General features: G+C 36.3%; 22 protein-coding genes. 7 read left to right on the top strand and 15 right to left on the bottom strand.

Annotated features, from left to right (window positions below):
- Positions 1-441 precede the first annotated feature (441 nt).
- The 6 genes from ES677_RS08935 (at position 442) to ES677_RS08960 (ending at position 5,382) form a co-directional block, all read left to right on the top strand.
- A complete protein-coding gene (locus ES677_RS08935; protein ID WP_148368498.1) occupies positions 442-1,839 on the top strand; it encodes a type III PLP-dependent enzyme domain-containing protein in 1,398 nt (465 codons plus the stop codon).
- Positions 1,829-2,767 (top strand): agmatinase, encoded by a 939-nt coding sequence (gene speB, locus ES677_RS08940; RefSeq protein WP_148368497.1) that lies wholly within the window; start codon positions 1,829-1,831, stop codon positions 2,765-2,767. The genes ES677_RS08935 and speB overlap by 11 nt, the downstream gene beginning before the upstream one ends.
- The gene (locus ES677_RS08945) at positions 2,757-3,731 is read left to right on the top strand and encodes a deoxyhypusine synthase family protein (protein ID WP_148368496.1); all 975 of its coding nucleotides are present in this window, start codon (positions 2,757-2,759) and stop codon (positions 3,729-3,731) included. Before speB ends, ES677_RS08945 begins: the two co-directional genes overlap by 11 nt.
- Positions 3,732-3,733: 2 nt before the next feature.
- The gene (locus ES677_RS08950) at positions 3,734-4,057 is read left to right on the top strand and encodes a hypothetical protein (RefSeq protein ID WP_148368495.1); all 324 of its coding nucleotides are present in this window, start codon (positions 3,734-3,736) and stop codon (positions 4,055-4,057) included.
- A gap of 139 nt (positions 4,058-4,196) precedes the next feature.
- Complete coding sequence (locus ES677_RS08955) at positions 4,197-4,745, top strand: RMD1 family protein (protein WP_246124414.1); 549 nt, start codon at positions 4,197-4,199, stop codon at positions 4,743-4,745.
- A 259-nt stretch (positions 4,746-5,004) separates the two neighbouring features.
- Positions 5,005-5,382: a hypothetical protein gene (locus ES677_RS08960; protein ID WP_148381058.1), complete on the top strand. Its 378-nt coding sequence runs from the start codon at positions 5,005-5,007 to the stop codon at positions 5,380-5,382.
- Positions 5,383-5,445: 63 nt separating this feature from the next.
- Here ES677_RS08960 and ES677_RS08965 read toward each other — a convergent pair whose 3' ends face one another.
- The 5 genes from ES677_RS08965 to ES677_RS08985 all read right to left on the bottom strand — a co-directional run bounded on the left by ES677_RS08965 (position 5,446) and on the right by ES677_RS08985 (position 12,079).
- Positions 5,446-6,813 (bottom strand): mannosyltransferase, encoded by a 1,368-nt coding sequence (locus ES677_RS08965; protein WP_148381059.1) that lies wholly within the window; start codon positions 6,811-6,813, stop codon positions 5,446-5,448.
- Between the two features lie 138 nt (positions 6,814-6,951).
- Complete coding sequence (locus tag ES677_RS08970; RefSeq protein ID WP_148381060.1) at positions 6,952-8,442, bottom strand: cellulose synthase family protein; 1,491 nt, start codon at positions 8,440-8,442, stop codon at positions 6,952-6,954.
- Positions 8,439-9,131, bottom strand: coding sequence for a glycosyltransferase family 2 protein (locus ES677_RS08975; protein WP_148381061.1), 693 nt, complete (start codon positions 9,129-9,131; stop codon positions 8,439-8,441). Before ES677_RS08975 ends, ES677_RS08970 begins: the two co-directional genes overlap by 4 nt.
- Positions 9,132-9,176: 45 nt before the next feature.
- On the bottom strand, positions 9,177-10,763 hold the full coding sequence (locus tag ES677_RS08980; RefSeq protein WP_148381062.1) for a 4Fe-4S binding protein: 1,587 nt from the start codon (positions 10,761-10,763) through the stop codon (positions 9,177-9,179).
- 11 nt (positions 10,764-10,774) lie between these two features.
- Positions 10,775-12,079, bottom strand: a complete 1,305-nt coding sequence (locus ES677_RS08985) for an NAD(P)/FAD-dependent oxidoreductase (protein WP_148381063.1) — start codon at positions 12,077-12,079, stop codon at positions 10,775-10,777.
- A 175-nt stretch (positions 12,080-12,254) separates the two neighbouring features.
- On the opposite strand from ES677_RS08985, the gene ES677_RS08990 reads away from it, so the two are divergent.
- Entirely contained in the window at positions 12,255-13,262 is a 1,008-nt protein-coding gene (locus tag ES677_RS08990) for a glycoside hydrolase family 113 (RefSeq protein WP_148381064.1), read from the top strand.
- A gap of 233 nt (positions 13,263-13,495) precedes the next feature.
- On the opposite strand, the gene ES677_RS08995 is transcribed toward ES677_RS08990, so the two are convergent.
- From ES677_RS08995 to ES677_RS09040, 10 genes are read right to left on the bottom strand one after another with little or no spacing between them, the layout of a single operon-like run.
- Positions 13,496-14,188: a TIGR04283 family arsenosugar biosynthesis glycosyltransferase gene (locus tag ES677_RS08995; RefSeq protein ID WP_148381065.1), complete on the bottom strand. Its 693-nt coding sequence runs from the start codon at positions 14,186-14,188 to the stop codon at positions 13,496-13,498.
- Positions 14,189-14,215: 27 nt separating this feature from the next.
- Positions 14,216-15,025 (bottom strand): DUF547 domain-containing protein, encoded by an 810-nt coding sequence (locus ES677_RS09000; protein ID WP_148381066.1) that lies wholly within the window; start codon positions 15,023-15,025, stop codon positions 14,216-14,218.
- Complete coding sequence (locus ES677_RS09005; protein WP_148381067.1) at positions 15,022-15,915, bottom strand: sterol desaturase family protein; 894 nt, start codon at positions 15,913-15,915, stop codon at positions 15,022-15,024. Before ES677_RS09005 ends, ES677_RS09000 begins: the two co-directional genes overlap by 4 nt.
- 1 nt (position 15,916) lies before the next feature.
- Positions 15,917-16,729: a purine-nucleoside phosphorylase gene (locus ES677_RS09010; RefSeq protein ID WP_148368484.1), complete on the bottom strand. Its 813-nt coding sequence runs from the start codon at positions 16,727-16,729 to the stop codon at positions 15,917-15,919.
- Complete coding sequence (locus ES677_RS09015; protein ID WP_148368483.1) at positions 16,722-17,336, bottom strand: TIGR04282 family arsenosugar biosynthesis glycosyltransferase; 615 nt, start codon at positions 17,334-17,336, stop codon at positions 16,722-16,724. Before ES677_RS09015 ends, ES677_RS09010 begins: the two co-directional genes overlap by 8 nt.
- Entirely contained in the window at positions 17,333-17,866 is a 534-nt protein-coding gene (locus tag ES677_RS09020; RefSeq protein ID WP_148368482.1) for a rhodanese-like domain-containing protein, read from the bottom strand. The genes ES677_RS09015 and ES677_RS09020 overlap by 4 nt, the downstream gene beginning before the upstream one ends.
- Before the next feature lie 3 nt (positions 17,867-17,869).
- A complete protein-coding gene (locus ES677_RS09025) occupies positions 17,870-18,697 on the bottom strand; it encodes a metallophosphoesterase family protein (RefSeq protein ID WP_148381068.1) in 828 nt (275 codons plus the stop codon).
- Positions 18,679-20,016 carry an SLC5/6 family protein gene (locus ES677_RS09030; protein ID WP_148381069.1) on the bottom strand — a complete coding sequence of 446 codons (1,338 nt, stop codon included), beginning with the start codon at positions 20,014-20,016 and terminating at the stop codon, positions 18,679-18,681. The genes ES677_RS09025 and ES677_RS09030 overlap by 19 nt, the downstream gene beginning before the upstream one ends.
- 3 nt (positions 20,017-20,019) lie before the next feature.
- Positions 20,020-21,465, bottom strand: coding sequence for a SusD/RagB family nutrient-binding outer membrane lipoprotein (locus tag ES677_RS09035; RefSeq protein ID WP_246124416.1), 1,446 nt, complete (start codon positions 21,463-21,465; stop codon positions 20,020-20,022).
- An 11-nt stretch (positions 21,466-21,476) separates the two neighbouring features.
- Positions 21,477-24,665 carry a SusC/RagA family TonB-linked outer membrane protein gene (locus ES677_RS09040; protein ID WP_148381071.1) on the bottom strand — a complete coding sequence of 1,063 codons (3,189 nt, stop codon included), beginning with the start codon at positions 24,663-24,665 and terminating at the stop codon, positions 21,477-21,479.
- Positions 24,666-24,692: the final 27 nt, after the last annotated feature.

Consider the following 24,692-nt stretch of genomic DNA (forward strand, 5'->3'; position numbering starts at 1 on the left):
AAAAGCCACAACATAACGTTGTGGTTTTTTTTGTGATATAATTTTAGTTTTAATTTTAGAGTTGTTGATTTAATAAGCTGATTAATAGAATATTGCAGAGATCAAATTTTTTTAAAAAAGTTATGGTTAAATGTTCTTTTTTGAAAAAAATGTATTTCTTTTGTATAGCATCTAGCTGAATAAATTGAATCGTATTTCTATGTTCGGGCTTTTGAAAATTAGGAAGTCATATTCAAAAGCAGCTTATCGTTTAAGTAACCGAATTCTAAAGCTAACTTCTGCCCATATCTCTATTGTTGCGCCCCAGCACAATTATGCGTTTGTACCTGTTACAGAAAATAAAATTAAAATTTGATCTCATTCTGCTTTTTATTGAAGCTTCATTGTCATACTTTTATAACTCACAACACAACTAATTCAACTATTTTTTAAAAAAAATTAATGAACACGAAATATATTGATTTAATAAGTCAAACCTTCGATTTTCCACAGGACGAATTTACGTTAAGCGACAGCAAACTTAGTTTTCACGATATTGATTTAATGGAACTTGTAGAACAGTATGGAACGCCATTAAAATTCACTTATTTACCCCAAATCTCGACTAATATTAAGCGGGCAAAAAAATGGTTTGCCGATGCGATAGAAAAAAATGAGTATAAAGGGAAATATAGCTATTGTTACTGTACAAAGAGCTCTCACTTTAAACACGTTTTAAACGAGGCGCTTAAAAACGATATACATATAGAAACCTCTTCGGCTTTCGATATTGATATTGTCGAGAATCTTAAAGCGGAAGGTAAAATTACAGACGAAACATTTGTTATTAGTAACGGGTTTAAAAGGGCTCAATATGTAACTAACATTGCGCGATTAATAAACGGCGGACAAAAAAACTGCATTCCTATTATAGATAATTACGAGGAAATCGAATTACTTTCTCAAGAAGTAACAGGAAACTATAATATTGGTATCCGTATTGCTTCGGAAGAAGAGCCGAAATTCGAGTTTTACACGTCGCGTTTGGGGATAGGTTACAAAAATATTGTTCCGTTTTACAATAAACAGATTAAAGGCAATAAAAAAGTGAAATTAAAAATGCTTCACTTTTTTATTAATACAGGAATACGAGATAACGCGTATTATTGGAACGAATTGCAGAAATGTTTAAAAGTGTACACCAGTCTTAAAAAGATTTGTCCGAGTTTAGATAGCTTAAATATTGGTGGTGGTTTCCCTATTAAAAACTCGTTAGCCTTCGACTTTGATTATGAGTATATGATTGATGAAATTTTAAACCAAATTAAGCTAACTTGTGCAGAAGAAGGGGTTAAAGTGCCCAATATATTTACAGAGTTTGGTAGTTTTACTGTAGGTGAAAGCGGTGGTGCCATTTACGAGGTATTGTACCAAAAGCAGCAAAATGATAGAGAGAAATGGAATATGATTAATTCTTCTTTTATTACCACGCTTCCAGATACTTGGGCAATTAACAAACGTTTTATTATGTTGCCTATTAATCGCTGGGATCAAGGTTACGAGCGCGTTCTGCTAGGAGGTTTAACTTGCGATAGCGACGATTATTACAATAGCGAGCAACATATGAATGCTATTTATTTACCAAAATACAATAAAGAAAAACCATTATATATTGGCTTCTTTAATACGGGAGCTTACCAAGAATCTATAGGCGGTTTTGGCGGATTACAACACTGTTTAATTCCTTCACCAAAACACATTTTAATAGATAGAGACGACGATGGAAACATTACAACATCGTTATTTAGTGAACAACAAAAAAGTGAAGACTTACTTAAAATTTTAGGTTATGCAAAGTAAAACTTATGCTGGAATTCCAGAAGAATTTTCAAAATTAGAAACAGCAAAAATTGTCTTAATACCAGTGCCCTACGATGGGACGAGTACTTGGCAAAAAGGAGCAGATAAAGGTCCTGAAGCTTTTTTAGATGCTTCGGCAAATATGGAGTTATACGACATAGAAACGCAAACTGAGGTCTATAAACAAGGCATTTTTCTTGCTAAACCAGTAACGGTAAACAGTTCGCCAGAAGCGATGGTTGAAGCTGTACACGAAGCAACAAAAAAATACTTAAAGAAAAATAAGTTTGTTACTATTTTTGGCGGAGAGCACTCTGTATCTATTGGTACTATTCGTGCCTTTAAAGACTTTTATAACAGTTTAACAGTGTTGCATATCGATGCCCATACAGATTTGCGTAAAACCTACGAAGGCTCCACTTGCAATCACGCCTGTGCGGTGTATGAAGCCAGTCAGACTACCAATTTAATTCAAGTGGGTATTCGTTCTATGGATTATATTGAGACCACAGTAATGGACAAAGAAAAAACATACTTTGCGCACGAAATGGCCATTAACGATTCGTGGATGGAATCGGCTATCGATCAAATGACGGAGAATGTGTTTATTACTTTCGATCTTGATGCTTTCGATCCTTCAATTATGCCAAGTACAGGAACCCCAGAACCAGGCGGTTTATTATGGTACGAAACGTTAGAATTCTTAAAACAAGTGTTCGAAGAGAAAAATGTTGTCGGTTTCGATATTGTAGAATTATGCCCTAATCAGAATGAGAAATCTTCAGATTTCTTAGCCGCAAAATTATATTATAAGATGCTAAGTTATAAGTTTCAAAATGATGATTTAGACGACTTTCATGACAGTCAATTCGAAACAGTAAAATCTAAAAATAATCCTTCAAAATTTAACGAAGACGATGAGTACTAAAGGACCAATATCACAATTTATAGAAAAACACTATTTACACTTTAATGCGGCCGCTTTAGTAGATGCCGCAAAAGGGTATGAAGCGCAGTTAGCATCTGGTGCAAAAATGCTAGTTTCTCTAGCTGGCGCAATGAGTACTGCAGAATTAGGTAAAAGTTTTGCAGAAATGATTCGACAAGATAAAGTGCAAATTATTTCTTGTACTGGAGCAAATCTTGAAGAAGATATAATGAATTTGGTTGCGCACTCACATTACAAACGTGTGCCAAATTATAGAGATTTAACCCCTCAAGACGAGTGGGATTTATTAGAAAAAGGATTAAACCGTGTTACCGATACTTGTATTCCAGAAGAAGAAGCGTTTAGACGTTTACAAAAACATATTGTAAAAATCTGGAAAGACGCCGAAGCTAAAGGAGAGCGTTACTTACCGCACGAGTATATGTATAAAATGTTGTTATCTGGCGTTTTAGAAGAGTACTACGAAATCGATTTAAAGGACTCTTGGATGTATGCTGCAGCCGAGAAAAATTTACCTATTATTTGCCCAGGATGGGAAGATAGTACAATGGGGAATATTTTTGCAAGCTACGTTTTAAAAGGAGAGTTAAAAGCAAGTACAGTGAAATCTGGAATTGAGTATATGACTTTTCTCGCAGAGTGGTACACCAACAATTCTCAAAAAGGGATTGGCTTCTTCCAAATTGGAGGAGGAATTGCAGGCGATTTTCCTATTTGTGTGGTACCAATGTTATACCAAGATATGGAGCGCCCAGAAACACCATTTTGGAGTTATTTCTGTCAGATTAGTGACTCGACAACAAGCTACGGTTCGTACTCTGGAGCCGTTCCAAACGAAAAAATAACGTGGGGTAAATTAGATATTAATACTCCAAAATTTATAATAGAAAGTGATGCCACAATTGTCGCACCTCTTATATTTGCCTACTTATTAGATATGTAATTATGGAAAAGAAAAGAGACAATTTGAAACGCGTTATAGTCGACTTTAAAAAGCTAACTCCAGAGATTTTAGCTTTATTAGTAGAGAAGTATCCTTATGGTTACGACGAAGATCATATCATTTCGTTTAAAAATGCTAAAAATGAATTAGTTGAAGCCGTAGAGGTAACTACCGAAGACACAAAATACCTAGTTAAAGTAAGTACTAAACTTGTTAAAACTATGGAGAATTATGATGAGGATGATTATGAAGACTTCGATGATAACGATCCAGAAGCTGTACAAGACCCTGAAATAATTGAGGAGTCAGAAGACGACTTTGAGTAGTCCGTTTTTAAATCATTAATAGTTAATAGTTAAAGACCGCGAAACGTATGTTTACATTTTAAAATGCACAATTAAAGAGCGTAAAAAGCAGCTGTCTTGGCAGTTGCTTTTTTAAGATAATGACGAATTATTCTACACAGTGTCTCGCGCTGCTTATGTTTATATGTTTCATAGCGGTATGGTTAGTTTTTTTAATTTCAAAACGGAAGAGATTGAAACTATTTTTCGAATTTTACAACGATTTTATAACACCCCTATTGCCGATAAACTACAAGAACCCATAGCCGTTTTTATCACGCCAAATAAAATGATGGTGACCTACCATCACTTAGTTTTGCCGCAACTAAAGAAAGAAATGATTGGTTTAGTAACGCTTAATATTTCGCAAACGGTGGCTCTAGACCGCTATTCACAGATTACCGAAGACTTGTTAATTGAAACAGATGCGCACACCTCGTATTTAGAAAGAAAAGGAAAACTCCTTATTTCTGGCAATACGCTAAAACGCTTTATTGGAAGAATGCTCAATATCAAAAATAAAATTTCTGAAAACTTATATAGCTTCGATTTACCAGATATAACTTGGGATAATGAAGATTTAAATAAGTTAAATCAGGGCTTGAAGCAAGTGTTTGATTTAAAAGACCGCTACCGTTTAATTTATGATCGTATTGAGATTATAAAATAAAATTTGGAACGCTTTAAAGACATTTTGGATCAGAAAGAAAGTAGCCGATTAGCATGGATTATTATCATCCTAATCGTTATTGAAGTATTCAATATGTTTATTACAAAAGTGATGTAATCTAAAAAAATTATTACAACGTATATATAGTTAGTCTTAACTTACCAGCTGTTTCTGGGATTGAAATGGTTTTAAGTCTGTCGGAACTTATGGTAGAATCGCTATCCGATATTTATTTTAATCTTTTAAATAGGTATCAATTATGAAAACAAAACACATTTTATTATTTGCAGTTTTAGGTCTTTCTTTTTTTGGATTAACAAGTTTTGCCACTTACAAACAGAGCCTTGTTTTAAACGAAGTGCGTGTTCAAGATACTAATTCTGTAAAAGGCGATTTCGATGGACACGAGGAGTATGGGTATAATTTTATTGTTGTTAATGGCGACGGAGATGAAAGAACGCTAACATTTCAAAAAGTTGATGAAGCCGTTTTAAACACATTCGATTTAGAATCGCAGGCTTTAGTGGGGAAATCTTTTGAGGTTTTTTATACTGTGGATTACGAAACTGTTTTAGATGAAAACGGGGATGAAGAGGGATTGGAAACCAAAACCATTACAGCTTTAAAAGCGCTTTAATTTTTTATATAGGCGATAAAGACAGATTTGCGAAAGTCAATCTGTCTTTATTTTAAGCTGTTCTTAATTAAAAAGGATATGTCTCTTTTTGGCCGAAACCTCCCAGAGGATGGCACAAAATACGACCCCATATTCCAGACCGATTAACCATAAATTCTCACTAGTTGTAGGAGACGCGTAAGCCATATAACTAAAGATAATAACAAAACTCCATACTAAAGGAAATTTGTAATTAGTAAAAATACTTAAAAATAAGAGTGTTGTTAAATACCAGGGATGCACAGTAGTACTTAAAAATAAGTACGCGGTAAATGCAAAAAGCATCGTTTTTATAAAGTTTTTAAACGATTTATTTTTTGTGAATAAAGCCAGATACAGTACGTAACTAAATACGAGAACCGGTAAAAGCTTCCCTATTACAGCAATTTGATTATAACCAGAGTACCAATACCCAATCTCTCTAAATAAATAATAGATACTGGCATTAAATTCAAAATTATTAAACCAAAGCCCTACTGTTTTAGAATAATTTGAGATAAACTCCACAGATAAAAAAGGAACAAAAATAAGAGCTATGACACCTCCAATTATACTATAAAAACTCATTAGTTTCCAAAAACTTAATTTAGTGAACTGTTCATTGGTATTAAACCATTTAAAAAATAAAGGCAAAAATAATAGGGGCATTAATTTAACTGAAATGGATAAGGCTATCACAACGGCAGCAAATTTCCAATGGTTTTTATGCAATAGGTATAAACTCCATACCAAGAAAAAAACCATAATACCTTCAAAATGCAAATTACCAGTTAATTCTATTATTATAAAAGGATTTAAAATATACCAGAAGATGTTACTAATAGGTATTTTAAGGCGTTTTAGTAGCTTAACACCAAAATACAAGACACCTAGGTCTGCCGCTATTATTAGTATCCTCAGTACAACTACCGAGCCCAAAATGCTTTTACCAGAAAACAGGGCCGCAATAGCAAAACATAACTGATTTATAGGCGGGTAGTTAGTGAAATGGCTGGCGCTTAGAGCACCCATTCCGGCCATAAGTTCTTGCGCTTGCGCCACAGGAAATTTCTCGATGCTTACAAATGATTCTGGGGTATATAGATAAGGGTTTAAACAGCCCAATAGCATCCGGCCATCCCAAATAAATCGATAAAAATCTTGTGATAAGTTGGGGATGGCAATGATAAAAATAACACGGAAGGCAATCGCGGCGATTACTAACAGTTTAAAATGGCGTTTACTTATTTGGGTTAACTTATAAAAGAGCACAAATAAAGCAGAATAGAGGGTAAAGAGCTTTAAGTAATCTGATCGCTCTAAACTATACGCGAAAATAGAATAGAAAAGCGTACTTATTACTATAAATAAAATTGGGATTTTATACTCGTTTAATTTTAAATCCTGAAACATAAGCGTTAGCGATTAAGCGGTGTGTTTGAGCTCTCCCGATAGTAATCGGGAAGCGAGTAGTGCAAGCGCGACCTTTAGGTAACGCCCAAAACAGACTTTTTTTTACTCTTGGTTTTCTTAGGTTTTTGTGCTTTTAGGTTAAACTTTAGATATTAGGGACTTAAAAAATACGAAACCAAATCCTAAAAACAGCATTAAATGAAAAGGAAATAATCCAAAATCTCCACCACTATCTCCAACCACGAAGGCGCTATACATTCCAAAAGCGAAATACAGCATCAATAATCCCTCGAAAATGATATTAACGGAGAGGTTCTTTTTAAGGTATTTGTTGCCTTTCCAAGTATCTGTTATCGTGCTAATATTAAATTTTGGAGTACGCACAAAGTCGCTTCTTTTTCCCAAATGGCCTTCGATTACAGCTATAGAATTATGTAATGAAAACCCCATAGCTATCGAGAAAAACGTGAAAAATAAGACGGTATATTGTATAAAGTTTTTAAAGCTCTTGCCATACGTGTTTTTGTACATTACCCAATAGCATACAAAAAAGATGATGGTACTTACTACAAAAAAGCTCATCACATAAAAATAGGGTTTTAGGTGTTCGTATTCGTTTTTAATATACAGCATCGGGATGCTTAAAACAGCCACAATAAAGACGTTTAAAAACATCGTGCTATTTAATAAATGGAGTACACCGTGAAGTTTCGTTTTTGAAGATATGTTTTTACTTTTTAAAACTTTCCACATCATTTTTCTAAAGTTCTCCGCGCCGCCTTTATTCCATCGAAATTGTTGTGATCGCGCAGCACTAATAACTACGGGTAATTCGGCAGGCGTTTCTACGTTTTCTAAATATTTGAATTTCCAGTTTTTTAGTTGCGCTCTGTAACTTAAATCAAGGTCTTCGGTTAGGGTGTCGCCTTCCCAATTCCCGGCATCTATAATGCAGGTTTTACGCCATACACCAGCGGTTCCATTAAAATTAATAAAATGACCTTTGCTGTTTCTACCCACTTGTTCTAAGGTGAAATGCGCATCTAAAGCAAAGGCTTGAATTTTTGTTAAAATGGAATAGTTGCGATTAAGGTGTGCCCAGCGGGTTTGCACCACGCCAATATCTGCGTCTTTAAAATAGGGAATAGTCCGTTTTAACCAATCTTTTTTCGGAAGGAAATCGGCATCGAAAATGGCAATTAATTCACCTTTGGCTATTGTTAAACCTTCTTTTAAAGCACCTGCCTTAAAACCGTGTCTACTCGTTCGCGTAATATGTGAAATATCTAAACCTTGATCTTTTAATATTTGTATTCTAAGGGCTGTGGATGCCACCGTTTCATCGGTCGAGTCGTCTAAAACTTGTATTTCTAATTTGTCTTTAGGGTAGTCGATTAACGCTATGTTTTTCAATAAACGTTCCATAACATACAACTCATTAAACACGGGTAATTGTATGGTAACAAAAGGAACTTCGTCAGGATTAGAGAGGTTTAATTTGGGACTCTTGGTTTGCTTCTTTTTCGCAGAAATGTAATTAAATAATAGGTTGAGTTGCGCCAAGGCATAAATAAAAATAAGTAGCAAAGCGATAGAATAAATAACAATAATTATTATGTTTACTATCATTTTGTTAAACTGTATTTAAAAATCCAACCGAGTATTTTATAACCAGCAAGAATGGTTCCTTTTAAGGTTCCTGATACTTTAGAAGTGCCAATGCGTTCTTTGTAACGCACCGGTATTTCTATATAAGATAACTTTTGTTTTAGTACTTTAAGTTGCATTTCTACGGTCCAACCATACGTCTTATCTTCCATATTTAAAGCGAGAAGTTTTGTGTATTTAATTGCTCTAAATGGTCCCAAGTCGGTAAACGTAGCGCCAAAAAACAATGACATTAAACTGGTGGCAAGCCAATTACCAAAAACTTGCTGAGGAGTCATTGCGTTAGGTTCTCTAAGTGTTTTTACACGAGCACCAACAACAAAATCTATATTGTCATTAATAATAGGTGCCACGAGTTTGGTGAGTTCTTCGGGGTAATCGCTGTAATCCCCATCCATAAAAACGATAATATCGGGCTGTTGCTCTTGCTTTGCAATATAGTCCATTCCTTTTAAGCACGCGTAACCGTAGCCTTTGTTGGTTTCGGTTAACACGGTTGCCCCAGCTTGCTCTGCATTAAACGCCGTTTGGTCTGTAGAGTTGTTATTTACAACAATCACTTCGCTCACCGTTTTCGGGATATCGTTAATAACATGTGCTATCGAATCTTGCTCGTTAAAAGCAGGAATGATGACTTTTATATTGGTCATTTAATTTTAATTAGGGATTGCAAAAGTACAATTGTTTTTAAGATTTTATTTCTGATTTAATAAATCCATTAAATCCACATCGTTACCTAATAAAATGGTCTTAGGATTGATACGGCCTTCCATAGAATCGTTTTCTAATTTTAGAACGCCACGCGGACAAACAGCACTGCAAACACCGCAACCAACACAACTTGAACGCACAATATTTTCTCCTTTTTGCGCGTAGGCCCTAACATCTATTCCCATTTCGCAATACGTAGAACAATTACCACAAGAAATACATTGTCCGCCATTAGTGGTAATTCTAAATTTTGAGAATAAGCGCTGTTGAAACCCTAAAATAGCCGCCATTGGGCACCCAAAACGGCACCACACACGATTACCAAAGATAGGATAGAAGCCTGTGCCAATAACCCCAGAAAAAATAGAACCGATTAAAAATCCATAGGAAGAACGCAATGTTTCAGCTTCAAAATAGAACAGACGCATTCCAAATTGATGCATTGCAATCAGTGTGATAATAATAGCAAAATAACCAATAGCACCAAGTTTTGCGTCCTTGCCTAATTCTTTATGTTTAAAGAGCATTACACCGGCAAAAACCAAAGTTAGTAGGCCGGCGACACTATATAAAAAGACATTTTTTGTTAGCCAATATCTACTGGAATCATCACCCAAATAGGAATAGACCACAGCGGTGGTCATTAACACCACAAAGACGAGAACACTATGTACTACCCAACGTTCCACTTTCCAGGCGAACGTGCTTTTGTCACTTAACTGTCTAAAAGAATCGCCCGCTGTTTCTGCTAATCCGCCACAACCACAAACCCAAGAGCAATACCAGCGTTTGCCGTATTTATAAGTTAAAATAGGAGTGATTACAAAAATAGAAACAAGGCCGAAAATTAGTAAGCCAACACCAACATCTCCGGCACTTATTAAATTATCGACACGATACTGCTCAAAATTATAATAGTTAAGCGGCCAGATGTTTTTTAAATCGTAATAGGGAAGCGAAAAAGTATCAGAATTTAGTCGCGCCATAAATTCTGGAATTAAAAAGGCAAAAGCCAGTTGAAAAAACATTACCGATCCGGTGCGCAATTGTTCGTATTTATTATGGCGATACTTTAAAAGAAATTTATAGCCAAATATTAAAATGGCTAAGGTGTAAAGCGTACCGTAAACAAACCATTGACTCGCTGGGTTACCACTTAATAATTTACTTAACGGATCGAAAAGTGCCACCAAACCGGTGTTTGAAGCGCCGTCAACACCCAAACCTAACCACGCGGGTTTAAAATATAAAACAATATAGAACGACGTCAATGCAATACCTGTTATCCAACCTACCAATCCGCGCGAGGATATCGATTTAAAGTAAACGCCATCATTTTTAATGCCTTTACTTTTTGTTAAATACGCATTGTTTGCAAACCAAATGGCACCGGTTGCCATAAGACCTAACGCTAGAGTTAATGTAATAGCGCGATTAGGGAAGTTGACATTAAACAAGGCTAAAACGAGAATAAAAAGCCCAAGGATACCAATACCGGAAGCTAATTTTTGTTGGGTGGATAGCTGTTTTGAATTTGCTAAAGATAAGTTTTGGTCTATTTTACTACTCATAAAGCTATGTGTTAGGCGTTTTGTAATTTGTTCTGAAACGTTTTTAAGATGTCTTTTTCGAATCTTTTGAAGAATTCAGGATCAAAATTAGCGTCGTGTAAATGGTGAATTACATAATCAATAGCTCTTTTTTCGGTGAGCCAGCGATCGAAAACCTCGTGTTTCATACGTATTCCAAACGTGTTTATGCCCAGAAATTCTTGAGTCTCTTTATGGTAAGATACCGTTATACATTTAGTATCATCGTTGTGTTTCCAATGGAAATGGTTCTCGTAGTCAGGTTTATTTTTCTCACTATTCACCCAGCCATACGTTTGGTATTCTATATCCAAAAATTTCGCAGAATTAAACCAATGCCCCGGGTTGTAAGCCATTGTTTTACCGCAAATGGTTTGTGCTAAAACTTCGCCCATCATTCTTCCAGTATACCAAACGGCCTCAATAGGTCTTCGTAGACCAATCGCTTCGCGCTGTTGTGCGCAATCGCCAATAGCATAAATGCCGTCAATATTAGTTTCTAAATTTCGGTTAACGAGTATGCCTTTATCAGTTTCAATATTAGACGGTTTAATAAAATCTATATTTGGTGTTACGCCGGCTGTGAGTCCAACAACAGTGCACGGTATTTCTTCGCCGGTTCCCTCTATAATTATAGATTTAACACGGCCGTTACCATCATCAGTGATGGCTTTTAAATTGGTGCCAAGCCTTAAATCGATGTGATGGCTTTTAATGTGCCTATTAATCATTTCACTTTCGCCTACTGGTAAAACGCCGTTCCAAAAGCTTGTTTCTCTAACCAGAAAAGTGACAGGAATTTGCCGCGTGTTAAGCATTTCGGCTAATTCAATACCAATTAAACCGCCCCCCACAATTACGGCACGCTGGCACGCTTTATTATCTGGCGCCATTTCTTCGAGGGTGTCTAAATCTTGTTTACTATATAAACCTTGCACCCCTTTTAAATCTTGTCCTGGCCACCCAAATTTATTGGGTTTACTGCCTGTAGCAAGTATTAATCGATCGTAAGTAAGCGTTTCATTATTCTCAAAATGAAGGGTTTTCGAGTCTGTTTCAATAGTTTTTACTAAAGCTTTTTTTAACTCTATTTTGTTTTTTTTCCAAAAGTGATTTTCGTAGGGTTGGGTATGCTCAAACTTCATATGGCCCATATAAATATACATTAAGGCGGTTCGAGAGAAAAAATAATCGGATTCGGAAGAAACGATTGTAATTTTTTTGTCAGACAGTTTTCTAATATGTCTAGCTGCAGTAACGCCAGAAATTCCGTTACCAATAATTACAATGTGTTCCATAATTTTCTTTTGTTTACGATGAGTCGTAATGAAGGAGCTAAACCTAACTCAGAAATATACTTTTTTTGAATGTTTTCTCTAATTCGTGGAAAGATAGCTAAGATTTTTTTGTGATTACGGGTTTGGTTTTAGTTTTAACCTTATTTTTAGATTTGATAATTAATAAAAACAGAAGATGAAATACTTTATAGGGTACATTTTTTTAAGTTGTATGGTATTTCAATCGTGTACACAATCTAATGAAAAAATTAACGGCGTTAGTTTTGTAGCATCAAATAACGCTATTGCCGACGAACATTTAAGTCCAGTGGTGAGTCTCAATTCTAATTATGCGGCCTTAATGCCTTTCGGGTTTATAAAAACTTTAGAGCACCCAGACATTCTTTTTAATACCGAAAAACAATGGTTTGGTGAAAGAGAAGCAGGTGTTATTCAATATGCTGAAAAACTAAAAGCAAAGCATATAAAATTAATGATTAAACCCCAACTTTGGGTATGGCGAGGTGAATATACGGGAGATATTATAATGAAAACCGAAACCGATTGGCTGCTTTTAGAAACAGCCTATCGCCATTTTATTTTAGAATATGCGCGTGTTGCGGAAGCCGTAAATGCCGATATTTACTGCATAGGTACCGAACTGGATAGTTTTATCGCAGCACGACCAGACTTTTGGCATCAATTAATTCGAGAAGTAAAACGCGTGTATTCAGGGCAGCTCACGTACGCTGCAAATTGGGATGAATATAAACGTACGCCATTTTGGGGCGCTTTAGATTATATTGGTATCGACGCATATTTTCCGGTAAGTGACTCGAGAACACCAACAGTCGAAGAGTGCGTGAAAGGTTGGTTACCTTATAAGGAAGAGATAAAAAGGCTATCTGAAAGATTAGAAAAGCCCGTGTTATTTACGGAGTTTGGCTATAGAAGTGTCGATTTTTCGGGAAAAGAACCTTGGGTGTCCGATAGGCGTAAAACAACTTTAAATTTTGAAGCGCAAACAGCAACCACCAAAGCGTTGTTTGATACGTTTTGGAAGGAAGACTGGTTTGCGGGCGGATTTATTTGGAAGTGGTTTCATAATCATAACGAGTCTGGCGGAATGGCAGATACACGATTTACACCACAAAACAAACCGGTTGAGCGCGTAATACAATCACACTATAAAAAGTTTAAGTAATAGATAGTACGAATTATTTGCGCTTTGAAGAACAGTCGTTTCCCCTTAAAAACTGGTGTAATTTCATCCTCTTTTTGATCTAACAAGGTGTTGCTCAGAAGTGATTTTAAAAATCTAAAGAGAAAATGTCATTTTAATTCTTGTCTAGTTGTTAAAATCAAGTCTTCTTTCTTGATTCTAAAAGAGAAGTGATCTGAGGTCTTTTTATCACTCCATTTTTTTAAGGATAAACGTTAGGCAATGTTTTTTTTGTAGTATTGATAAAGTTCGTCTGCTGAAGCCCCACGCCATTTCTTAACGTAAATCGCCCAGAAATAGTACTGAAGTTTCCAAATGCCATTTTTTTCATACCGTCTTGCCGATGTAGTAAGCCATTCTTGAATGACAACAAACTGTTTTCTAGCATATAATTTATTGATGAGGTCGTTGTCCTCGTAGATTATAAAATCTTCGTTAAAACCTTCCAATTCAAAAAACAACGCTGTAGTAATAAACTGACTTTGGTCGCCACCACGGCAGGCACGCCAAGAGAAATGTGTTAAATAACTCGCTAATTGTAACCACCAATGAGAATTATCAAACTTCATTTTAAAGCAGCCGGCGAGATTGTTCTTGTTGATTTCATTTAGTATCAAAGCATCATAGTGTGCTGGCGGATACGAGTCTGCGTGTAAAAAATAGAGAACCTTCCCGGTGGCCAATTTAGCACCAGCATTCATTTGCTTTGCTCTACCTTTTACGGAATGAATTAGTATTAATTTTTCATTTTTAATACCTTTTACGCACCCTTGTGAACCGTCTGTGCTTCCGCCATCGACTATAATAATTTCTGAAATAGAACTAGGAGATGCCATAACCAAAAGATGTGAAATCAATCTTTCAATGGTTTCAGCTTCGTTTAAAATAGGGACAATAATGGTTATCATATTATTGTATACGAAAAAATTAGTGGTCTAGTTTTGCGCATTCAAACTCCAATCGTAATCAATGTAATCGACAGAGGTCTCGGCGTTTATTTTTATAGTACTATACAAGTTAATATAATCAATAACACTTCCGTTTTCTGTGAAATCACTTTTATACCATTTAAAGATTTCTGATATTTTTACTTTGTTTGAAGATAATTCATTTTTAGCAGAATTATTAATAAATTCTTTCGTCGCTTTTTCCATTAATTCCAGAACATTTGCTTCGGTATAAGCTTCACTTAATAATTTCGGACACGATGTCGATGCGCAATTAATTGCAAAATGAATTCTAGGTTCGTTCATTGTACGCAAAATGCCATTTTCTAAACCGGCTAAAGAAAAGTCTTTATCTCCAATTTTAAACCTGTCTTTTTTCCACGGACTGCTAATATCTTTAATACTTTTTAACGGGTAATTATCAATTATCAATTTAATGGTATTGGCATTGTACACATTTATAAAATAAGCAAGCTGTTTATTAACGCTCCAAGCTTCAGTTGGTATTTGATGTTCTAAATACGACACGTAAGTGTTTAGCTTTTCAGATTCATTTTTAAAACCTTTATAATTTACATCACCGTTTTTAGTCACATATTTCTTTAAAAGTGTGTTCCATTCTGAATGATCTAAATCGCTTTTTGTGCTAGTTTTATACGGCGCAATATCGGTATCCCTCTTTTTTTGTGGCGCAGGTTTTTCGGCATTATTCTCTACTTGCTTAACGGGTAGGCCTTGAGATGAAAAACAGCTAAAAGCTATGGATGCAACACTGAGTAATACAATTAAATTTTTCATTTGTCTTTTTTGAATGTTAATGGGTATAACTCCTGACTAATAAAATCCTTAGGAAAGGTTTCGTCGTTGTTAAAGCCCAATTCGATGTCTTTTCCGTTGTACGGAATGTAATCGGTTTTAAAAAGGTAATCCCAAAGGCTTAAGGTTATTCCGTAATTAACGCCATACCTTACATGTTTAGGCATTTCTTTTGCATGGTGCCAGATATGCATTTTCGGATTATTAAAAATGTATTTAAACATACCATAATCCCATCCAATATTAGCGTGGTTTAAATGACCGATGGCAATATTAAAAAAGTAAACTATAGCAACATCTTGAGCATTAAAACCACCAATAATTGCTAACGGAATGTACAAGAGCGATTTGTAAACCACCGGCTCCATCCAATGGTATCTTAAATGTGCTGCAAAACCCATTTCTTTAACGCTGTGGTGGACTTGATGAAATTGCCATAAAAAAGGCACACGGTGTAATAATCGGTGCGTGTTCCATTGCACAAAATCACTAATGATAAACAAAATAAACAAGCCTAATACTTTGGGCATTGTTTTTACATCGAAGAGTTGAAAACTATTTAGTGATACACCAATAAAACCTAAAGCATCGTTGAGTAGTGCGGCAACGGTTTCCGACAGGGCAATTAAAATAATAAGGTTAAGTAAAAAGAAATTGAAAAACATATAAAAGGTGTCTAGCCAGAAATCTTTTCTAAACAACGCTTGTTTTTTTCGCCACGGGAATACCATTTCTAAAACCCAAACGATTAAAGAAATAGCGATTAATCCGTAAAAAAAGTTATCCCAGTTGGTATCGAAAAACACTTCTTGTTTAAGGTAATTCCAATAGCCAGAATAGGCGTTTTTTATAAGGTCTAAATATTTTTCCAATTTATAATGTTTTAATCAATGCTTTAAAAAGAGAAATCATTTGCGGTTCGGCTTTCTCTGCCATTGCAATAATTTCTGAAATATCTACTGGTTTTAAATGGTCTGGATCGCACTCGTCTGTTAATACAGATACGGCAGCTGTTTTTAATTTTAAATGATTGGCAACAATAATTTCTGGAACAGTACTCATTCCAACGGCATCGGCACCCATAATTTTTAGCATTCTATATTCTGCTCGTGTTTCTAATTGCGGACCAACAACACTTGCATATACACCCTTATGCAGTGTGATGTTCTGTTCTTTTGCAATGGTTTCGATCGCTGAATTTATGTTTTTATTGTAAGGCGCACTCATATCTGTAAAACGTTCTCCTAAAGCTTCAACACCTTTAAACGCTAAAGGCGAACTCCCTTGAAGGTTTATATGGTCGTCTATTAGCATTAGCTCACCTTTTTTATAAGTGGTGTTAATTGCTCCCGAAGCATTAGAAACCAATAATGTTGTAATACCTAATTTTTCCATAATACGCACAGGGTAGGTGACATCTTGTAACGTGTGTCCTTCGTATAAATGAAAGCGGCCTTGCATTACAATCACTTTCTTACCTTCTAAGTTACCATAAATTAATTTCCCTTTATGAAACTCTACAGTGGCCGTTGGGAAATTAGGGATATTCTTGTAGCTTACTTCTTCAATAATTTCAATCTCATCAACTAACTGCCCTAAACCAGTGCCTAGAATAATACCAACTTCTGGCGCTTTAAAACCGCGTTCTTGTAAATAAGCAACCGTTTTTTCAATCTGTTTAATCATTTTGTGCTATAATATTTTGTAATGTTGAATTGTACACCAAGTCTTCATAAACATCTATATCATTTAATGTTTCTAAAGTGTGCACACTGCTATTTTTTAAATCGATCATAGTGTCTCTAAACACCGTTTCTGTTCCCCATTCTTTATTTTTAAACACTATCGGGTTCAGTGTTTTTAGGCCTAAAAGGTAATAACCGCCATCTTCTGCCGGTCCAATTACGGCGTCATTTGTATCGAGTGCCAAAAGAGCGTCGTTAATATGCGAAGGCTTAAGGTTATATAAGTCGCTTCCCACAATAATAACTTTCAAATAATTAGCTTTAAAAGCGTTTTCGAAAGCGTTTAACATTCGTACGCCTAAGTCGGCACCTTTTTGCAGGTGTTTTTGATAGTGTTTGGCCTCCCAAATATCATTATCCCTAATTTGTTCTGAGTAATATACCGCTTTGTCGCTCTCAATTTGACTTAAAACAGATTCGGTGTGTGCTATTAAAAACCGGTACACGCGCAATGCCGCTGCATCGCCAATAGTTTTTGCTAATCGGGTTTTACACTTTCCTAATTCGGGATTTCTTGTAAAGGTAATAATGATAGTCTTGGTTTTCAAAAGGATGTGTTTTTTTTAAGATTTAATTTTATTGGGGCGTTATACACTTTTATACCATTTTTTAAATAGGTACTCCACGATTCGTTAAAGGCGTGAATACTATCGGTTCGTTTTTCTAAAGTATTATAAAGTTCAAAGTTGTTGTTTTTCCATTCGAAAATACCGCCATATAAATTCTTAACATTATTATATCCCGCCTTTTTTAGTTTTTCGCCAATTGTCTCAGAGCGAATTCCTAGAGAACAATACACAACGATAGCTTGATTTCTATTCGTTATTTTTTGTTGAAGGTCTTCCACTTTAAAATCATTAAACCCCACGTGAATGGCGTTTTTTATATGACTCACCGCAAATTCATCCGGTTCTCTTGCATCTATAATTATCGCTTTCGTTGCAGGCATTGCTAACTCTTGAACCGATATATAAGGGATGCTATGCGTATTATGTTTTAGTAATACTTCGGAAAGTGCCTCTTGCGAAAACACGAATACATTTGATAGTAATAATAGTATTAAAAGACTGTTTTTCATAATTTATAAAACTAAAGTTAAACCTTGCATTGCACTTTCTTTCTGCGGAAGGATTTCGGTGTTATCCCAAATTCCAGACAGAATTGTCTTCGCGTAAGCTTCTGGTAAAATGCCGTTACTCATTAACGTATTTGTTAATTTATAATCGTATTCTAATGGATGATGGCTGAAGGTGAGTGCGTTATTTTTTTCTTCTAAAATAGCATACCAAACATTTGGAGAACCGTCGTTTGCCGGCATCCCGATAACACCAGGGTTAAGCCAGAGCTTTGTGTCTTTAGTCTCGTTAAAAGGGAGTCCGCAATGTCCTGCAATAATAATATCACTTTCGGTAGCTTCAAAATGTGGTTTTTTAAATTCCCATACAGTCGATTTAAAAATAAATTCTGAAATTAACGAAGTCGATCCGTGTACGACTGTTGTTTTTTTACCAGCGTAGTCAAAAGTTAAAAAATCGGGTAGTGTTTTTAGATAGTCCAAAGAGTCTTTCGATAATTTACTTTGCGCATACGGATACCACAATTTTGAAAAACTGTCGCACCGTGAGCCTTCGGTGAAATCGCAACCGCAATCATTTGCGCCTTCAATAAGTTGCTCTTCTACGTTGCCCAAAATACTTTTAGCGCCCCAGTGTTTCATTAATTGTACGGTTTCTTCTGGTTGAGCGCAATAGCCCACAATATCGCCAGTGCAGATGCAGTTTTCAGGAGAGATGCTTAAATCTTCGGCAATCGTTTTTAATGCTTCTAAAGCTTGAAGATTACTGTAAACACCTCCAAAAAGGAGCATTTTACCAGTGCGTTTTCCTAAATCTATCGTTTTGTTATCCATTTTGGTATAAAATATAAAATAATACAAAATGTAATTCCCCAGGCATTCACCCAAAGTAAATCGGCATACTTACCGTCAGTAAAAATTAAGGCATCGGGAAACCAATTAAACACTAATAGAAACCCAAAAACTATTCCACAAATAACGCTGAGGTAAAAACTTATTTTTGGGACTTCAATAGACCAAAATAGAAAGATTGGTGTTAACCCAATCACCATTGTTCCAGAAATTGTGGTTGCTGAAAGAATTTCGGCATTTAAAAAAACAGGAAGCGTTCCTAAAATGGCAATCGCGACCATAGATGCGCGACCAAAAGTAAGGTCTAGTCCCATATTTAAATCTACAGATAATAATTTCGAGAATGATGAGAATGTAGAATCTAAAGTAGAAGCCGCCGAGGTAATCATTATAAAATTTATTACTAATAAAATAACCACGCCAAAAGCTTTACCAACTTCTACTGCCGCTTGGCCGTTTAGTCCTTGGGTTTTAGCGTAAATGCCGATAACGCTAAACAGAATAATACTAATAGCGCCCAATAGTGTTGCCCACAGAAAACTTTTTAAAGTTACTTTCGGCGAGCTAATAAAAGCACGATCCGTTAAAACGGGATCGTGAAACGGGTAACTAAAAGATTGAATAATTGCTGCGAAAAACAAGTTTAATCCCATACTAAAACTCCAGGTTCCTGATTCTATAACAGTAGTAGTATGAAAGTTTTCTACTGAAAATATCTGCCATAAAATAACGCATAATAGAACAGTGAATAAACCCATCTGGATGACATCGGTAAAAATAGAACTACTTAAACCTCCTTTCAAGGCATAGGCTAAGGTTAATATAGTAAACACTAAAATAGCGCTGTAAAATGGTGTTGAACCATGCGCGCCAAAATACGAACCAATAACCATAGTGTTACTCCAAACCTCATTAAATAAACGAATTACAATTAAAATAGAGAAAAGTGCGACAGCGCGTTTACCAAATTTAGTCGTTAAAAACTGATGAATACTTTTAAAACCGCCTTTTACGCGCAACTGATAAATAAGTAGGCCGGCGACAGTAAAGCTTAAATAATAACCGGCATAAGCCACACCGCCCACAAGACCAAATTCTAGGCCTAAGTTTGCTGCATTGGTAATGCTTTTCGCGAAAATCCAAGAGATAATTAAACTCCCTGTAAGTATAAAAACATTGGGAGATTTCTTTTTGTGTGTCGCTTTAAAAAATTCAGATCTTGTTTTTGCTAAAGGAGAAATAATAAACAGTAGTATACTGGAACCTATTATTAAAATCCATTGCCAAATTTCTGTTGTCATACGTTAATTCTCGTCCCACCAAACGGGGATATTTATACTGTTATTATTTGTCGCATTTGCTGCCTCATTATAGTTTTCTGCATTTAGCGCGGCTTCTTCGGCAGGATAAGGCATTCTTATCGGTATTAAATCATTATTTAGACTTGCCGAAATAGGATTAAACTCAGGAAAACCTGAACGTCTGTATTCCACCCAGCCTTCATAACCATTGATAAGGTTTGCAATCCATTTTTGGGTTATTATTTGTTGTAAAGGTGTTGTTTCCGGAGCGGAAAAAGCGGCATTTCCCAATAAGTAATCAGTAGGCATTTCCGTTTGCCAATAGGCGAAAGCTTGTTGTACGCCCAGCTCGTAAAGTTCTTGAGCATTGGCTTGAATTAAGCCCTTATCGGCGGCTTCTGCTAATGCGAAATGGACTTCCCAAGCCGTAATAAAATTAGCGTCTAATACTGAGGTGTCGTCTCTAAAAGCAGCACCTGCTAAGGAGTAATTGCCCAATTCTACAGACGTCGAAGAGGCGTCGATACCATTAATTAAACCGTTAAATACGTTTGAAGTTGAATTGCTAAACGGTTTAAAAAAGGTGTTTACTCTTGAATCGTTTAAAGCGCTTAAAATGTCTTCCATTGTTTCCGATAAAACGAAATTATTAAAATCTCCAATGCGTAATTGTGCTAATCGGAAGCTGTTAGGGTCTGTGTTTGTGAAATTAAAAGTGGCATTATCAGCATTTGAAGCGATATAATTACCTTCCGTATATAGTGCTTGCAACTCTTGAGAAACATCAATTTTATCTGAAATCCGGATGAGGTGTTTAATCTTTAACGCGTTTGCGAATTGAATCCATCGGTTTAAATTACCGTCGAATAAAATATCACCTTCCAAAGGAATCGCGGCGTTGTAATTGGAAATAGCTTCCATACCGCGATCTAAATTATCTAAAATACCACCAGGTTCTAAATAAATAGCTTCTTGGGTGTCGTAAGCTGGAGTGACGGTGCCATTACCCCCATTAAACGCTTCAAAATACGGTACATCTCCAAATAAATCGGTTAATCCGGCGGTGAAATACGCTTTCAATATAAGTGCTGGGCCTTCGTAAACAGAATAGGTCGGCGTGCTGCGCGATTGATTTAAAATAATTTGATTATCTCTCAAATTGGTATAAAAAATAGGCCACGGATTCCCACCGAGTTGTGGTGATTTTAAAGCGTGACGATCGAATAAATTAAAATCTAGAGCGGTGCGGTGTTGCGCGAGTAAATCACCTGCAACAAAACCTTCATAACTCATTTGCTCGCCATAATCGTAAATTACCTGCCTTAAAAGTAAGCTAGGTTGTACAGTATTTGGTGCGTTTGGGTTGGTGTTAATCGTGTCGAAATCTTTGGTGCAACTGCTTAAAACTAGCAGCGCGAAACAACTTAAAAATAATTGTGCTTTTTTCATTGTTTTCATTTTTAGAAATTTAAATTGGCTTTTATTCCAAAACTACGCGTTGTGGCATAGCTCATATCTTCTACACCACTAATAAAGCCGGTGCCTTGAACGGCTAATTGTTCGGGGTCGGAGTGGGGGTTTTCAGTAATAGCAAATATGTTTTTACCAATTAAAGAAACCGAGACGTCTCCGCCTTCTTTTAGACCTAAAAAACCATTGTCTAGTGTAAACGCATAACCAATAGAAAACTGACGAAGTTTTAAATATGACGCATCATAAACATTGTTTTCTTCGTGGTTTCTATCGTAATACTGTCGGTAATAACTTTCAGAAGAAATGGCAACAGTATTTGGTTGTCCGTTTGCCGTCACGCCTTCAGCGATAATTCCATCTTCAGGTCTATACTCGGTAACGGCCAATTGCCCGCCCACCGAACCTAAGGAACGTGTTCTTGAGACGATTTCTCCACCTTGACGCCAATCGAAAAGAAAACTAGCATTCCAATTTTTATAAGTAAAAGCATTGTTCCAACCTAACGTAAAATCGGGATTATAATTCCCGAGTTTTTGAAGTGCGTTATCGGCGGTATAATTTCCATTTTCGTCAATGATAAACTGGCCATCTTCATTTTTTAAATATCCAGTACCATAAAAATCTCCAATCCGGCCGCCTTCTTCCACTTGAAACCAAACGGTTTGGTTGGCGCTATCGTAAATACGGCTGTACGCCAATGTTAATCGTCCACCATTTTGCGGGAGTTCTTGTACGGTCGCTTTATTAGTGGCAAAATTAAACGTGCTATTCCAGGAAAATGAATAGGTTTTAATAGGTTTGAAAGTGGCAATAACTTCAAAACCTTTGCTATTTACTTTTCCGCCGTTAACCACTTGCTGTTGGTAACCTGAGGAAATAGGAATGGGTAACGACACGATCTGGTCGGTGGTTGTGGCATTATAATAGGTGACGTCGAACTTTATGCGATCGTTAAAAAAGCGTAAATCGGTTCCAATTTCATAAGACGTCGTGCTTTCTGGCTTTAAATTAGCATTCGGAATCAGGTTTTGATTGCTAAATGTGGGCTGTCCGTTAAATGGTGTTTGCGATACAAAGGCTCCCGAGGTTTGATACGCATTGGTATCGTTTCCGACTTGCGCGACACTAGCACGAAATTTTGCGAAAGAAAATATTTTGGGTAATTTTGTAACATTAGACAGAATAAAACTAGCAGAAGCCGAAGGGTAAAAAAACGAAGTTCCGTTTACCGAATATGGTGTTGCCAATGCGCTCGACCAGTCGTTGCGCGCTGTAATGTCCAAATACAAATAGTTTTTAAAGCCTAATTTGGCGAGACTGTAAAATGAATTTATTCTTTTTTGAGAATCGTATTGAAAAACTTCAATTGGCGATGCGGCATTATTCAAATTAAAAATTCCAGGTTGCGCTAAATTTACGGTTTGGGATTGGGTGGTCGACGCTTTTTGATCCAATCTGTTGCCTCCAAGAGAAACATCTAGATTAAAATAGCCAAAGGAATTGTTATAATTCAGAAGGAAATCGGTATTGATTTCTCTAAAAAACACATCGTGTTCGGCATACGCTCCGTTTTTAAACCGATTGCTAGAGAAGGCTCTACGTAACGTGCGCTTTTCTGAGGAATAATCCATTCCTGTTCTTACAGAAAGACTGAGTTGTTCTGAAAATTGATGCTGAATGGAAAGGTTTCCAAACACACGATCACGATTGAAAGCGTTTCTGTTTTCGAATACAATGAAATACGGATTATCGAAATAGGTATAATTATAAGAATACTGCTGGACACCTTCTAGACCGGGCTGCCAATAGTTTTTTAAATTGTTCGTGTTTAGTGATCGTGGACCCCAAGCCACTAACGAGTAATTTACATTTTCACTGCCGTAACCATTTGCAGGGCGGTTATCGCTAGACGTGTTGGTATAAGTAATGGAAGACGCAATTTTGGTATTTTCCGTTGGTTTAAAAATAAGTTTTGTAGCCACCGTTTGTCGGTCGATATTTACACCGGGAATAATAGATTCACTGCGTAAATCGGTGAATGATAAGCGGTAATTTCCGGCATCAAAATCATCCGAAATAGCGATGTTATTTATGGTTGTAATTCCTGTTTTGTAAAAATCTTTTAAGTTATCGGGGTTCGATTTTAGTGCTGTAGGGGTAATCGCTACGCCGTTATAAAGCGCGGTATCACCACCACGAACTACAGTGCCATTCTCTAAATATACGGGGCTATCGTATTGGGGCGCAAATACGCCAGCATCAAGCCGTGGCCCCCAGGAATACGTAATACCGTCATTGATGCCGCCACCAAGTCCATCCTTAAATTCGAAATTTCCAGAATTCCCTTGTCCGTAGCTATTTTGAAATTCAGGAAGTTTAAATGCCAAGTCTATAAACACTGAAGTATTTATGCTAATTCCTAGTCCTTTAGATTGTTTTCCGCTTTTGGTTTTAATAACAATCACCCCGTTCGATGCTCTCGAGCCATAAAGAGCCGCTGCACTGGGGCCTTTTAAAACGGATATTTCTTCGATATCATCGGCATTGACGTCCATTGCACCATTACCGAAATCTATTTCTTGAAAACCTGCCGCCGCTTCATTTGTAAAATTAAAAACGGTAGCGTTGTTAATAGGGATACCGTCGACAACAAATAACGGATTGTTATTAGAAAAAGAGGCTTCGCCACGAATCGTGATTTTAGACGATGAGCCCACGCCAGTGGCTCCTTGAGAAATGGTGACACCTGCAAGTTTACCTGATAAGTTGTCCAAAAAATTTATGGTTTTAACCTCAGTTAGTTCTTTAGAATTAATCGATTGCACAGCATAGCCCAATTCTTTTGTGTTGCGCTCTAAACCCAGCGCGGTGACAACGACTTCATTTAAAGAGGTTGTGGATTCTGTTAGAACGGCATCAATATTGATTTGAGTGTTTACAGTGATGTTTTTTGATTCGAAACCGAACGACGAAAATGTCAAGAAGTCTTCCTCTGAAGCGGTAATAGTATATTCCCCGTTTTCGTTGGAACTTGTGCTATTTCCATTCGATGCCGTAATCGTTACAAACGGAATCGTTTCATTATCTGTTGCGGCGGTTATTGTTCCAGAAATTTTTGTTTGTGCATAGCTTAAAGTGGTCGTTAAAAGTAAAATGCAGACATAAAAAGGCCTCATATTGAATGTGATTAGTACGTAAAAAAA

The sequence above is a fragment of the Bizionia gelidisalsuginis genome, from assembly GCF_008086185.1.
Taxonomy (GTDB): domain Bacteria; phylum Bacteroidota; class Bacteroidia; order Flavobacteriales; family Flavobacteriaceae; genus Bizionia; species Bizionia saleffrena.